This is a genomic window from Shewanella sp. W3-18-1, assembly GCF_000015185.1.
GTDB classification, from domain to species: domain Bacteria; phylum Pseudomonadota; class Gammaproteobacteria; order Enterobacterales; family Shewanellaceae; genus Shewanella; species Shewanella putrefaciens.
This window is the reverse complement of record NC_008750.1, coordinates 2,511,700-2,525,964: the sequence shown is the minus strand read 5'-3', so window position 1 is coordinate 2,525,964 and position 14,265 is coordinate 2,511,700. Positions and strand designations below refer to the sequence as shown.

General features: G+C 44.1%; 8 protein-coding genes and 1 CRISPR repeat array. Of the genes, 5 read left to right on the top strand and 3 right to left on the bottom strand.

Features of this window, described 5'->3' with window-relative positions; genetic code table 11:
• Positions 1–6: 6 nt before the first annotated feature.
• The 3 genes from csy3 to SPUTW3181_RS11375 all read left to right on the top strand — a co-directional run bounded on the left by csy3 (position 7) and on the right by SPUTW3181_RS11375 (position 5,620).
• Entirely contained in the window at positions 7–1,035 is a 1,029-nt protein-coding gene (gene csy3 / locus SPUTW3181_RS11385) for a type I-F CRISPR-associated protein Csy3 (protein WP_011789482.1), read from the top strand.
• Positions 1,036–1,037: 2 nt separating this feature from the next.
• Positions 1,038–1,712 (top strand): type I-F CRISPR-associated endoribonuclease Cas6/Csy4, encoded by a 675-nt coding sequence (cas6f, locus tag SPUTW3181_RS11380; protein ID WP_011789481.1) that lies wholly within the window; start codon positions 1,038–1,040, stop codon positions 1,710–1,712.
• Between the two features lie 147 nt (positions 1,713–1,859).
• Positions 1,860–3,387: direct repeats of the CRISPR family, unit length 28 nt; unit sequence GTTCACCGCCACACAGGCGGCTTAGAAA.
• 238 nt (positions 3,388–3,625) lie between these two features.
• Positions 3,626–5,620, top strand: coding sequence for an ATP-dependent DNA helicase (locus tag SPUTW3181_RS11375; protein WP_011789480.1), 1,995 nt, complete (start codon positions 3,626–3,628; stop codon positions 5,618–5,620).
• 173 nt (positions 5,621–5,793) lie between these two features.
• Here SPUTW3181_RS11375 and SPUTW3181_RS11370 read toward each other — a convergent pair whose 3' ends face one another.
• The 3 genes from SPUTW3181_RS11370 to SPUTW3181_RS11360 all read right to left on the bottom strand — a co-directional run bounded on the left by SPUTW3181_RS11370 (position 5,794) and on the right by SPUTW3181_RS11360 (position 10,354).
• The gene (locus tag SPUTW3181_RS11370) at positions 5,794–6,084 is read right to left on the bottom strand and encodes a cytochrome c3 family protein (protein ID WP_011919229.1); all 291 of its coding nucleotides are present in this window, start codon (positions 6,082–6,084) and stop codon (positions 5,794–5,796) included.
• Positions 6,085–6,670: 586 nt separating this feature from the next.
• On the bottom strand, positions 6,671–8,656 hold the full coding sequence (locus SPUTW3181_RS11365) for a TonB-dependent receptor domain-containing protein (protein ID WP_011789478.1): 1,986 nt from the start codon (positions 8,654–8,656) through the stop codon (positions 6,671–6,673).
• A gap of 189 nt (positions 8,657–8,845) precedes the next feature.
• Positions 8,846–10,354, bottom strand: a complete 1,509-nt coding sequence (locus tag SPUTW3181_RS11360; protein WP_011789477.1) for a methyl-accepting chemotaxis protein — start codon at positions 10,352–10,354, stop codon at positions 8,846–8,848.
• A gap of 523 nt (positions 10,355–10,877) precedes the next feature.
• On the opposite strand from SPUTW3181_RS11360, the gene pheS reads away from it, so the two are divergent.
• Together pheS and pheT are read left to right on the top strand one after the other, a co-directional pair.
• Positions 10,878–11,861: a phenylalanine--tRNA ligase subunit alpha gene (pheS, locus tag SPUTW3181_RS11355; RefSeq protein WP_011789476.1), complete on the top strand. Its 984-nt coding sequence runs from the start codon at positions 10,878–10,880 to the stop codon at positions 11,859–11,861.
• Between the two features lie 15 nt (positions 11,862–11,876).
• A complete protein-coding gene (gene pheT / locus SPUTW3181_RS11350; protein WP_011789475.1) occupies positions 11,877–14,264 on the top strand; it encodes a phenylalanine--tRNA ligase subunit beta in 2,388 nt (795 codons plus the stop codon).
• Position 14,265: the final 1 nt, after the last annotated feature.

Below are 14,265 nucleotides of genomic sequence, written 5' to 3'. Positions count from 1 at the left end.
TTTATCATGGCGAAAAAAGAAAATGTGGCATCAGTATTAGCCTTTGAAAAAAAGTTAGTGGTGAGTGATGGCTATATGTATGGCACCTCATGGACCGAACGGAGTCAAATAGTGCCATTGGCATTGAGGGAGAAATCGGTGCGAGGCACCATTTCCAACCGTTTAAAAGCAGCGATAAAAAATGACCCCGCCAAGCTTAATGCTGAAGTGGAAAAAGCCAATTTACAACGTGTGGATGCCTGTGCGCTGGCGCCAGAGCACGATACGCTGAATTTGCAATTCACCATTAAAGTCTTAGGGGGTATTACCGAGCCATCCGCTTGTAACAATGCATTGTTCAAACAAAGTTACCGCGCAGCGGCAGCAACCTACATTGAAAACCAAGGTTTTACCGAGTTAGCTCGCCGTTACGCCACTAACTTAGCCAATGCGCGTTTTTTATGGCGTAACCGCGTCGGTGCAGAGAACATTGAAGTGCAAGTAAGGGCAAAAAATAGCACGCTTGATCAAAGCTGGACATTCGACGCCGCTCAATTTAGTACCAAAAGCTTTGATAATAACGATGCGCAAATCAACGCACTGGCTAACCATATCGCCACAGTACTTTCCAGTGAGGATGATTTTTTATTATTAGATATCAACTGTTTTGCACAGGTAGGGAGAGCGCAGGAAGTCTACCCAAGCGAAGAACTGGTTTTAGATAAAGGTAAAGGCGAGAAAAGCAAAATTCTCTATAATGTTAATGGGTTAGCGGCTATGCACTCACAAAAGCTCGGTAATGCGCTGCGTACTATCGATACTTGGTATCCTGAATTTACCGATCCTGAAACTAGTGCGGGGGCCATTGCCATCGAACCCTATGGCGCAGTTACTAATCTAGGTAAGGCCTATCGTACTCCTGCAGCCAAACAAGATTTTTACAGTTTTTTTGATCTGTGGGCGCGGGGTGAAAAGCTAAGCCGAATTGAAGATGAGCACTATGTGATGGCGGTATTAGTGCGCGGTGGAGTATTTGGCGAAAGTGATAAGGAGTAGTAATGAAATACTACCTCGATATCACTTTACTGCCCGACGCCGAAGCCAATCTTGGCTTTTTGTGGCACAAAGTTTACCAGCAGATCCACTTGATGTTGGTTGAACATAAAGTCAGTGTGGAAAATTCAGCCATTGGGTTGTCGTTCCCCAAATATGATGCTAAGTCATTCAGTGATAATACAAAGTTTCCGTTAGGGGATAAGTTAAGATTATTCGCTGGAACAGAGCAGCAACTAGCAGATCTTAAGGTTGCGCAATGGTTGGCGCGTTTAGCGGATTATGTACACATAAAAGCAATTAAAGCGGTGCCTGATAATGTCTCCGAATATGCTTACTTTAAACGCCGCCACTTTAAGTCACCTGACAAACTGCGCAGAAATATCGATGCTCGTGCGATAGTGATCGCCCAAAAAAATGGCTTTGCTATTAATGAAGTTAAGACGCGTTTATTAGCGTCGATAGATAATCTCGATACTAAATCTAAATTGCCGTTTATCAACTTACGAAGTTTATCAACGGAGAAAGATGTCAGTCCCGCAGATCGCAGAAAGTTTTTATTGTTTATTGAGTGTGAAAAAGTCACCAAACCTAGTCAAAATAATGGGCTATTTAATTGCTACGGGCTTAGCCGTCGTGCTCAAACAGAACAAGCCGCAGTCCCTTGGTTTGAAGGTTAATTTAGAGACCTAAAATACCCTTTATTTTTGCTCTTTAAAAAATTAGTTTTAAAACAAAAAGTTACAACAGTTGATATTTAGAAAGGTAAAAGTACGTTTTTTTACCTATCTGCCTGTTGTAACTTATTTTTTTGCAGATAAGCTATTGTTCACCGCCACACAGGCGGCTTAGAAAATTGAACATTATGAAGCTCAAATTCTCTTACTGTTCACCGCCACACAGGCGGCTTAGAAAACCACGGCCACCATTGCAGCGACCGCTTTTGTGTTCACCGCCACACAGGCGGCTTAGAAAGATTGGCAAAACCTCGAAACATGGCGTGAGACGTTCACCGCCACACAGGCGGCTTAGAAAAGGTGAAGCAATTATGGCAATTGCTGAAGGTTGTTCACCGCCACACAGGCGGCTTAGAAAGATTTGGCAACAGGGTTTAGCGTTACCGTTTGGTTCACCGCCACACAGGCGGCTTAGAAAGTCTGTATAAGCTAGACGGGCATAATCACAATGTTCACCGCCACACAGGCGGCTTAGAAAGATCACACCCATGGGCGATTGATACCCATACCATTCACCGCCACACAGGCGGCTTAGAAAAAAATTTATTTGGAAACTAATATGAAAATATTGTTCACCGCCACACAGGCGGCTTAGAAAAATAAAGCAAATTGACTGCACCTTTACTGCTCGTTCACCGCCACACAGGCGGCTTAGAAATAGCTGTTTGACCTAAAGCTGTTCTCATATCTGTTCACCGCCACACAGGCGGCTTAGAAATGTTGGTGCTGCGGTTTTAGCTGTTGCGGCTAGTTCACCGCCACACAGGCGGCTTAGAAAATTGGTGCCATGCCTAGTTGAACCATTTCAACGTTCACCGCCACACAGGCGGCTTAGAAATCACAAATGGTATTAATTGAAGAATAAAGCGAGTTCACCGCCACACAGGCGGCTTAGAAAATTCCAGCCTGTTTTATTTTTGTCACAATGGCGTTCACCGCCACACAGGCGGCTTAGAAAGATCCGCTGCAAATGGCGGCATCACTTAATTCGTTCACCGCCACACAGGCGGCTTAGAAATTCATGAAAAAGCACGTTGAAACGGCGATTCGGTTCACCGCCACACAGGCGGCTTAGAAATACAGCCGCCCACAAGGTGGCGTCAAGCTGGCGTTCACCGCCACACAGGCGGCTTAGAAAATCTGGCAGTACGACGAGCTTAAGATTATGACGTTCACCGCCACACAGGCGGCTTAGAAAATTGGTCGGAAACTCGAACTGGTCGAATACGAGTTCACCGCCACACAGGCGGCTTAGAAATAACTGAACAAGATAGGTATCTGCAATCGCTAGTTCACCGCCACACAGGCGGCTTAGAAATAGGGGATAAACTACACCGCTATGTACAACCTGTTCACCGCCACACAGGCGGCTTAGAAATGTACAGCCGTGATTTTAGCAATCGCTTTGGTGTTCACCGCCACACAGGCGGCTTAGAAATACTGGCGGTACTTGTTCTCCATTTCAATTTGGTTCACCGCCACACAGGCGGCTTAGAAAGACTCTATGAGTAGCGTTTTACCACCTAACACGTTCACCGCCACACAGGCGGCTTAGAAACACAAGAGAAGGTGAAGTATTTAAAAATTCAAGTTCACCGCCGCACTGGCGGCTTGTAGATATAGCGGTAAGGGTGAGTGCTAATATTGGCGTTAATGTCGTTGTTAACTTGTAGTCTTATCTTAAATCAGCATAATGCTTCGAACTCCCTTTTAACTTTAAGCCTAGTATTGTGATGTATGGCGTCAGCTAGAGAGTGCCAGCCCATATCGGCTATTGATGAGTTCAATAATTGATTACGGCCTTACGATACTTTTTGAATATTTTATAACACCTTGATAAAGGATAGATTTCCCCTTTGACTCGCTCCCGCCAATCAACCACTCAAGCCTCAGTGGTTAAGCCTTTAGCCTCAAACGGTTCTGTATCGGTAAGTCGACTCTCGACTGAAGTGCAACGTGCATTTTTGCAAGGAGGGGTATTGTCGACGCATATTCAAGGGTTTAGTGCTCGGGAAAGTCAAATGCAGATGGCACAAGGGGTAAGTGAGGCCATTGCATCAAAAGGTAATTTGGTGATTGAGGCGGGAACGGGGGTTGGAAAAACCTTTGCCTATTTGATCCCTGCGTTATTGAGCGGCAAACAAGTTATCATTAGTACGGGCAGTAAAAATCTGCAAGAGCAATTATTTTTTAAAGATTTACCTGCACTTACCTCTATGTTTGGGATTGAGCCTAAACTCGCCTTACTCAAGGGGCGTAATAATTATCTGTGCCAGTGGCGACTGGATAAACAAATGCGAGAGGCAAGCCATATTGAAGCTCGTTTACTGGATGATTTATTAAAAATTAATCAGTGGGCGGGTATCAGTCAGGATGGTGATATTGGTGCGCTTACCTCTGTTCCTGAGCATTCTTCTGCGCTGCCATTAGTGGTGAGTACCAAGGAGACTTGTCTTGGCAAGCGCTGCGATTTTTATGAGGTCTGCTTTACCCGTAAAGCGCGTAGCCGTGCCATGGATGCTAAGATTATCGTCGTTAACCACCATTTATTTTTCGCTGATAGCGTATTGAAGGACACGGGCTTTGCTGAGTTATTGCCCGATCCCGATGTGGTTATTTTCGATGAGGCACATTTATTACCCGATATTTGTGTTAACTATTTTGGTCAACAATGTTCGAGTCGTACTATCGATGATCTTATTCAAAAGCTACTTGCCATTTATCAAACAGAACTGAGTGATACTGGTCAAATTGCCCAGTTTTGTCAGCGTTGTCTTACCAAATTAAGTGATTGGCATAATCAGTTATATTCGGCTGGTGAGTCAGATTGGCGATTGGTGCTAGGCAATAAATTACTCGCTACTGCCTCATGGGATTTACTGGCAGAGTTAACTGCACTGCAAAATTTATTAATGGCTCATATTGGCCGTAGTGAGTTATTAGATGATATCGCGATTCAGTTGGCTGAGTTAAATAATAAACTCAATGTGTTTTTTCATTGCGATAATAATCAGGCCGCCTATAGCGTTGAATTTGGTAGTCGCTTTGTCGTGCTTCGTATTTCGCCAATTAATATTGCCCGAGAGTGTCAGCAGTTATTTGTGCCAGAAACCAGTTGGATATTTACCTCGGCAACGTTGCAAGTTAATCGCAGCCTTGCTCATTTTGCCCGTGAAATGGGGATAGTCGATGCGGCCCAAAGTATTCTCGATAGTCCCTTTGATTATCCGCGCCAAGCCGTATTTTGTGTGCCGAGGCAACTTGGGAATGTGGCAAATCAACAGCAAGCATTAAAACAACTGGTGGATGTGTGTGTGCAAGCCATAGATGCGGCGCAAGGACGTACTTTTATTCTATTTACCAGCCATAACATGCTGGAGCAAACTGCGTTGGCACTGCGGGCTCGTACTCAATATCCATTGTTGGTGCAAGGGCAAGCGGGAAAGCAGAGTTTGTTAACTAAGTTTCGTCAGCTTGGTAATGCGGTATTACTCGGTACTAGCAGTTTTTGGGAAGGGGTGGATGTCCGTGGCAAGCTATTAAGTTGCGTGATTATCGATAAATTACCTTTTGTCTCACCTGATGAACCACTGTATCGCGCACGAGCCGACAACGTGAGTCGTCAAGGGGGCGATCCTTTTACTGAAGTGTCGTTGCCTCAGGCGATTATTGCGCTTAAACAAGGTGTTGGACGTCTTATTCGTGATGAAAAAGACCGTGGTGTATTAATCCTTTGCGATAATCGGATTGTGAATCGCTATTATGGTCAAGCCTTTTTAAATTCACTGCCGCCAATGGCGCGTACCCGCGACTTAGATAAAGCATTGGCGTTTTTAAGAACCATCCCATAAAAACATCTTATTAATAATATTGGCGGACAACTGACTGTTTAGGCGTTATAGCTTAAATAAAAATTGCCACCTGTGGGCATAGGTGGCAAATTTCTTTGGAGATAGGTCTTAAAAGGCGTTACTGCCTAGTGAATCCATTCAACACGGTTGGTTTTTATTCACTTAACAATAAATCAATGACACTCTTTACAGGAATCAGCAGGTGCTTTTTCTTCATGGGCGATATGGCAATTAGTGCATGTGAGAACGCCATCATGTTTAGTATGGGCATCACCTTTAAGGGTTTTCATTTCACCATGACATGCTACGCATTGCTCATTTTCAAAAACATAATCCGCAGAAGGGGTTTTATCCTTATGACAGGATTCACAATCAGAGCGTTCTGAATGGCTGTCGGCAAGTGATGCCGCCATTAAACTAGTCGAAAAGCACAGTACAGACATTAGCATCATCTTTTTAAGCATATTATTTTCCTTCTTTATTGTTGGGTAAATCATCAATCTCAAGTGAGTTAAATCATCTATGTCGTTATGATAACTATCCAATAAAACCTGTGCTTTTGGTAATAAAGCGCATGTTGTGTGAATATGATGTAGGTATCATTACTGTTTATTTAAAAAAACGAGATGATATATCAATGAAAGCTTATGCTTCATTGATGTCGCTGTTTTATGATTAATATCGCTTAATACATCAGGTGTTAATTTGCCAAGATTAAGGTTAAATTAATAATAATCCAGAGATTTATGTTTAACTTTTCGAAGGTATAATAAGTTTTTGAAGTGATAAAACGTTGATCGTTATCAAATGTGAATGGATGAATGACTTTTTTAGTTTAAAAATTTGATCTAGATGGTGTCCTGAAGTTTTAAAGTTAATATTTAAAATCTCAAATTTAGAAATCAACTTAATTAAATTGATTTCAAGAATTCTAAATTGTAGAAAATGTAATAATGTATTGGATATAACAGGTGAAACGCAAAATGCATTTTCAACCGTTATATTTATGGCTAATTACGAGTGTTTTAAACCCATTAGTGCTTACAGGGTTTAGAAACTCGCGGTGATCCCTGCGTATACGCTACGGCTCTTTTGAATGTAGTCAAGGTCCGTTGCAGCATTATCTCGTTCTGAATCCGTGAGGTTTGTGACACCTAATTTAAGCCTAAACATTGGGTTTATTTGATAATTGGCTCCAATGTCTAATGAGCCATAACCATCAGATTTGACGTTTGCTCGCAGATATTGCTCACCAGTATAGTGGTAGGCGACAAAGGTAGATAAGCCATCTAATGCTTGCCACTGTAGTTTAATGTTGTAGCTATCCTCTGGCGTTAGGGTAAATGGCGTGCCGTTTTGTTTATCTTTTGCATCGGTTTTGCTGTAATTACCACTTAAGCTGAGATCATCGGTCAAATCGTACCATGCTTGTAATTCCCAACCTGTTATCTTCGCTTCATTCACGTTTTGGTAGGTTAATACCGCGCCGGGAACCCTATTCCAAGTTTCTGTGATGATTTTATTTTCAACATCGTTATGGAAATAAGTGATCGAGCCGCCAATATCCGTAGTTTGGTATTGGGTTGACAACTCATAGTTGACTGAGGTTTCAGGTTCTAATTCTGGGTTACCCGCAAGGGTACAAGAGCCACGGCAAGACGAAATAATATAATCAGCTTGCGATTGTGACATATTGGGGGCTTTAAACGCTTTACCGCCACCACCTTTAATCACCCACTCAGAACTGAGGTTATAGACCAAATACAGGCGAGGGCTGAATTCTGTGCCGTAAACATCGTGGTGATCCACACGGCCACCTAGGGTGATATTGAGTTCGCCTAGGTTAAATTCATCCTGTAAATAAAGGGCCGATTGATTATCGTCTAACACTCCGTCACCTAAGACGTTGCGGCTATTTTCAAGCTTAGTCCAGCGATATTCAGCACCACCAGTGAGCATATGATCGCCAAGTAGTACGGTACTTTGCCCATCGAGATTATGGTTGGTTTGGGTGATATTGCCAATCTCGGCAATTAGGGCTGAGTTATCAGTTACTTCAACATTTTCATAGTAATAGCGTAGGCGAGTATCGCCCCAATTCCAGTGACCATTATGGGTTAACCCTGAACTTATCCGCTCCGCTTGTTGGTAGTTTGTGAGGATAGCACCATAGTTATTCCAATCGGATTCGCGTTCATCATCGGCATAGCTGAGGTCAAACTGTAAATCTTGGTTGCTATCAATAAGCCATTGTAAATTGGCGATAGCACTGATTTCATCTCGGTCTTCAAGGGCATCTAGCTTAGGTTTTAAATCTGAGCGCCACGCATCGCGTTTGCTGCTATCCACAATCAGATTTGCTAATAATTTGTCTTTGATAAGTGCGCCACTGGTATAAAAATTATATTTAGTGGTATCCCCGCCGTCACCTTTTGTTGGTGTGTCATATTGCACACCAACACTGGTTTGCCAGTCGTCAGTCGGTTGACGCAATATGACGTTGATGACCCCACCTAGGGCTTCTGAACCATATAAAGACGACATAGGGCCACGCACAACTTCAATACGCTCAATTGCTGACATGGGAATAGAAGACAAGTCAAAATCGTTGCCATAAGATGATGTGAGTGCTTCGCGCGAGTTGATTCGACGGCCATTGATTAAAATCAGTGTGTAATCAGAATCTAATCCACGTAGGCTGATCTCATTGCGGCCATAGGATGTGCCTTCGCTAATATTTACCCCTTGAAGATAACGCACCGCGCTAGCAAGGTCGTCGATGACCAGCGCATCCAGTTCTGCACGATTAATCACCGATACCGATGCAGGGGCGGAAAGTTCAGAGTGCTTAGTTTGAGTTGCTGTCACCACGATTCGTTCCATGTCTGGATTGACTGAGGTCGTTTCTGCCGCATTAACTAAGGTTGTTGAGAGCGATAATCCAATGGCAACCGCACAGGATAAAACCGAAGGGGTAAAACGGGGGAGTGATGGACAATTTATCCGGCTCTTACATAAACGTTGTAAAGTAAACATATCATTCTTCCTTTGATAAAATTGGGCGAATGATAATTATTCTTAATGGAGGCAACAAGTGAATGGCTCACCATTATATGTAAATCTATTGTAAGTTTTACGTATGAAAATGAATTAGTTAATAATAAGTGGAATAGTGATGCATAATTAAGCAACAAGGGAGTATGGGCTCCCTTGTTGCTTTAATCATTAGACTTTTAACCCCACCATAAGTTGGTCGAGTTGTCCTGCTGTTGCTTGCAGTTCATCACAACCGGAAACGGATTGATTTGCCGATTGTTCTACATCGTGTGACTGGTTGCGAATTTCCATCAGATTGGTGGCTATCTCATTGGCTACTGCCGATTGCTCTTCGGCGGAAGTCGCAATAAGTACGCTCATTTCAAATACTTTGTTGCTATGGTGGGCGATAAACTCTAAGTCTTTACCTGTTTGCAGTACGTGTTGCTTGCCTTCATTGGCTTGGTTCACAGTACGCGACATGACTTGCGTTAGGTTACGTATGCCCGATTGCAACGATTCAATCATGGTTTTAATTTCAACGGTAGCCGATTGAGTGCGGCTTGCGAGGGTTCTTACTTCATCAGCAACGACAGCAAACCCGCGGCCTTGTTCACCCGCGCGTGCTGCTTCAATCGCGGCGTTGAGAGCGAGTAGGTTGGTTTGTTGGGAAATGGCATTAATGCTTGAAACGACTTCATCTATCTTGCTGGCATTATCATTGAGAATATTGACGGCATTTGAGGCGTCAGAAATTTCATCCGATAGCAGATCAATGGCTTTGACTGTGGTTTCAATGTCTTTACCACCCGCACTCACTTGCTGATTAGCTTCTTGAGTTTCGGCAGAGGATTGCTCGGCATTACGGGCGACTTCTTTTACGGCGGCGGTCATTTCTTCCATTGCAGTCGCTAAAGAATCGAGATGTTGACGTTGATTTACCGCGAGGGATTGACCTTGCTGCGCGGTGCTACGAAACGATGACACCACCTCGCGAATTTTATTGGTCGACTCCGCAATTTGCTTCACTAAGGTATGTTGCCGTTCGACTAAGGTATCAATGCTGATGGCTAAGATACTGAATTCGTCCTTCACTTCGAAAAAGTTTAAACGTCCGGTTAAATCGCCTGAGGCCGCTCTTTTTAACGCCATGACAGTGGTGTAAAGCGCGCCACCGACAAAAGTTGAAATGTAATAGCTAAACAAAAATAGCACAAACAACAGTGCCGCCATCAGCCCATACACCAACAGGTTATCTTTGGCGAGCAGGGCATCTATCTCTCTATTATCAATGGAAATAATCGTGATCTGATTTTGATCATTAACGCCACTTATCGCCCTTTGGGATTGACTATCATCAATACCGCCACCACTGCGGGCGATGGATTGTGCTTTATTATCAGCATTATTCAGGGCAATGACGTTTACATTACCGTGACTGAGTTGGTTTTGTAGCCGTTGGCGTTCTTGGTCCGGTAATTTGCTATGGAGCTGGGCGGTTATCTGATTAATTTGTTGTGCTGAGTTTTGCAGTGTCTTGAAATGTGTATCAATAAGGGTTTGCTGAAACTGGATATTAAGAAAAACCGCTAATCCCACAATCATAATCATGGGGACAAGGGCGAGAATAGCGAATTTAGTTTTTAAGGTCATGTGGATAAGATATTGATCTATCCAACGAAATTTTACTTCTTTCATTAGCGCCTCATTAAATTAGGCTGGAACCGAATCTGTATCGGTCAGTTTGCCATAGACTTTATAGTTTTCTGTTTTGTAAGTATTAATGCCTAAACAATCCCAAGATGCTGAAACGCGTATTTTGGAAGGCTTAGGTATTACATTAATGTTGTCCAATTACAGTCTATTTGTGTTGATTGCTGCAATTTTGGCAAGGTACAGGTTTGAGTTTACAGTTTAGTTACATTCGCGGCTAGTGCTAGTCGTGTTGAAGATGAAAATCTTGCCTGAGAATATCGGTTAACTTTTAACTTGAACAAAACTCATCCACTGTTTTGGGGTAACACATGAATTTGCATGATAAAAACCCCCAATAAGCCCTAGTAATATGCCGCTCGCTCGCGTAAAATTTCTATCCTTTTATTTCGTTATAGCTAGCAAAGCGTCTGGCATTAACGCCCGATAACCTGAGCACCCAAATAGCCTGAAAGTTTGGCGCCCATAGCACTTGTTTATCAAGCGCGACTATGCAGTGGAAGAGAAAATGCAGCAGTTAACTGAGATCGTAGAACAAGCCTTAGTCATTATTGACCAGGCCAGTGATCTAAAAGCACTGGATGATATCCGTGTCGATTACCTTGGTAAGAAAGGTAAGATCACCGACATGATGAAAATGATGGGTAGCTTAAGCCCTGAAGAAAAGCCCGCCTTTGGCCAAGCGGTCAATGATGCTAAACAGGCGATTCAACAAAAATTAACTGAACGCATCGATGGTCTGAAGAGTTCGGAGCTGGAAGCCAAATTAATCGCTGAAAAGATTGATGTGACTTTGCCTGGCCGCACTCAAGAGAACGGTGGTTTGCACCCCGTGACGCGCACTATCGAGCGTATCGAAACCTTTTTTGGGGAATTAGGGTTCTCGGTAAAGCAGGGGCCTGAAATTGAAGATGATTTCCACAATTTCGATGCCTTGAATATCTCTGAGCACCATCCAGCACGTGCCGATCATGATACCTTTTATTTCAATCCTAAACTGATGCTGCGTACCCAAACTTCGGGCGTGCAAATTCGTACTATGGAAACTGAAAAGCCGCCACTGCGCATTATTTCACCGGGTCGTGTTTATCGTAACGATTACGACCAAACTCACACGCCTATGTTCCACCAAGTGGAAGGGTTGTTGGTTGATGAGCATGTTAACTTTGCTGAATTGAAAGGCATTTTGCATGACTTCCTGCGTAATTTCTTCGAAGAAGATCTGCAAGTGCGTTTCCGTCCATCTTACTTCCCCTTTACTGAACCTTCAGCGGAAGTGGATGTGATGGGCAAAAACGGCAAATGGCTAGAAGTGTTAGGCTGCGGTATGGTACACCCAAATGTGCTGCGCAGCGTTGGCATAGATCCAGAAAAATACTCTGGTTTTGCTTTTGGTATGGGTGTCGAGCGCTTAACTATGTTGCGTTACGGCGTAAACGATTTACGTGCGTTTTTCGAAAACGACCTACGTTTCCTGAAGCAATTTAAATAACGGAGCTGTAATAGCATGAAATTTAGCGAATCTTGGCTTCGTGAATGGGTAAACCCTTCAGTCAGCCGTGAAGCATTATCCCACCAGATCACTATGGCCGGTCTTGAAGTTGATGGCGTAGATCCTGTTGCCGCCGATTTTAATGGTGTGGTAGTGGGTGAAGTGGTTGAGTGTGGTCAGCATCCCGATGCCGATAAATTGCGTGTGACCAAAGTCAGCGTGGGCACAGGCGAGCTTATTGATATCGTCTGCGGTGCACCAAACTGCCGTCAGGGTCTTAAAGTGGCCGTGGCTATGGTTGGTGCCGTATTACCTGGCGATTTCAAAATCAAGAAAGCCAAGCTGCGTGGCATGCCATCAGAAGGCATGTTGTGTTCATACAGCGAGCTCGGCATTAACGTCGAAAGCGATGGCATTATTGAACTGCCATTGGACGCGCCATTAGGCACGGATCTGCGTGAGTATCTCAAGCTTGATGACGCCGTGATAGAAGTGGATTTAACCGCTAACCGTGCCGATTGTTTAGGCATGGTAGGTCTTGCCCGTGAAGTGGGCGTGTTAAACCGCCAAACAGTGGTTGAGCCACAGTGGCAAGCCGTTACGCCATCGATAGATGCTAAAGTAACCATTAACGTTAAGGCGCCAGCGGCATGCCCCCGCTACTTAGGTCGCGTGGTGAAAAACGTCAATGTGAAAGCACCAACGCCTTTATGGATGCAGGAAAAACTGCGCCGTAGCGGTATTCGCTCTATCGATCCTATCGTTGATATCACTAACTTTGTGTTAGTTGAATTTGGTCAGCCGATGCACGCTTTCGATCTGGTCAAGCTAACGGGCGATATCCAAGTGCGTTTAGGTAACGGTGATGAGAAAATCACTCTGCTTGATGGCAGCGAAGTGACGATTCCAAGCGATACCTTAGTGATCGCCGACGATGCGCGTCCATTAGCCCTTGCAGGCGTGTTTGGCGGCGAATACTCAGGGGTAAGCGACACGACCCAAGATATTCTACTTGAATGTGCCTTCTTCGCGCCTTTAGCGATTATGGGTAAATCACGTCGCTTAGGTTTGCACACAGATTCATCACACCGCTTTGAACGTGGTGTTGACCCTGAGATGCAACACAAGGTTATCGACCGTGCGACCCGTTTAGTACTTGATATCTGTGGCGGCGAAGCGGGCCCAGTGGTGGAAGCGAAATCGGATGCTGATTTACCCAAACCTGCACAAATCCTGTTACGTCGTAGCAAGTTAGATAGAATTTTGGGGCACCATGTGCCAGACACTGATGTGGTTGAGATTCTGCAACGTCTAGGCTTTAGTGTGGTTGCTAGCCAAGATAGCTGGCAGGTGACCACGGCCACGTATCGCTTCGATATGGCGATTGAGGAAGACTTAATCGAAGAAGTGGCGCGTATCTACGGTTATGACAATATTCCTAATACGGCGCCTGTTGCCGCGCTGCGTATGTCAGATCATAAAGAATCAGACTTAAGCCTAAAACGCGTTCGTGCCTTACTGGTCGCTCGCGGCTTCCAAGAAGCGGTTACCTATAGCTTTGTTGATCCGAAATTGCAAAATCTGGTGCATCCCGGTGAGCAGGCTATGGTGTTACCCAACCCCATTTCCAGTGAAATGTCGGCCATGCGCCTGTCAATGTTCACTGGTTTATTGGCCGCCGTTGGCTACAACCAAAGTCGTCAGCAGAGTCGAGTGAGACTTTTTGAAACTGGCCTGCGCTTTGTTCCTGATATCAATGCAGAATCCGGTGTAAGACAGCAAGCTATGCTCGCTTGTGTCATTACAGGGCTTCAAAATGATGAACATTGGGCTATGGAATCGAAAACCGTTGATTTTTTCGACCTTAAAGGTGATTTAGAAGCAATTATCGGCTTGACAGTTTCCGCGTCAGAATTTAGCTTTAGAGTAGCAACGCATTCTGCCCTCCATCCGGGGCAATGTGCTGAAATATTGAGAAATGATCGAGTGATCGGTCATATAGGTGCAATCCATCCTAGTTTGGAGAAGCCTTTTGGACTCAATGGTAAAACCATCGTTTTTGAGTTGGAATTGGATGCTTTATTGCATACCAGTTTACCGCTAGCCCAAGCTGTATCTAAGTTTCCAGCTAATCGTCGTGATATCGCAGTTGTAGTAGATGAGAGTGTATCTGCAGGCGATGTAATGAAAGTGATAAGAAAAGTTGGCGAAAATCAGTTGGTTGGCATAAACTTGTTCGATGTATACTTAGGTAAAGGTGTTGAACCCGGCAAGAAGAGCCTGGCGATAGCACTTACATTACAAGACACTACTCGTACGCTTGAGGAAAAAGAGATCGCTGAGACAGTTGAATCAGTTGTTTCTGCCCTTAAGACCGAGTTCAACGCATCGTTGAGGGATTAAA

Excerpts from the sequence above, each read along its gene's own strand:
- csy3 (WP_011789482.1), top strand. The coding sequence starts at position 7 with ATGGCGAAAAAAGAAAATGTGGCATCAGTATTAGCCTTTGAAAAAAAG.
- cas6f (WP_011789481.1), top strand. The coding sequence starts at position 1,038 with ATGAAATACTACCTCGATATCACTTTACTGCCCGACGCCGAAGCCAAT.
- SPUTW3181_RS11370 (WP_011919229.1), bottom strand. The coding sequence starts at position 6,084 with ATGCTTAAAAAGATGATGCTAATGTCTGTACTGTGCTTTTCGACTAGT.
- SPUTW3181_RS11365 (WP_011789478.1), bottom strand. The coding sequence starts at position 8,656 with ATGTTTACTTTACAACGTTTATGTAAGAGCCGGATAAATTGTCCATCA.
- SPUTW3181_RS11360 (WP_011789477.1), bottom strand. The coding sequence starts at position 10,354 with ATGAAAGAAGTAAAATTTCGTTGGATAGATCAATATCTTATCCACATG.
- pheS (WP_011789476.1), top strand. The coding sequence starts at position 10,878 with ATGCAGCAGTTAACTGAGATCGTAGAACAAGCCTTAGTCATTATTGAC.
- pheT (WP_011789475.1), top strand. The coding sequence starts at position 11,877 with ATGAAATTTAGCGAATCTTGGCTTCGTGAATGGGTAAACCCTTCAGTC.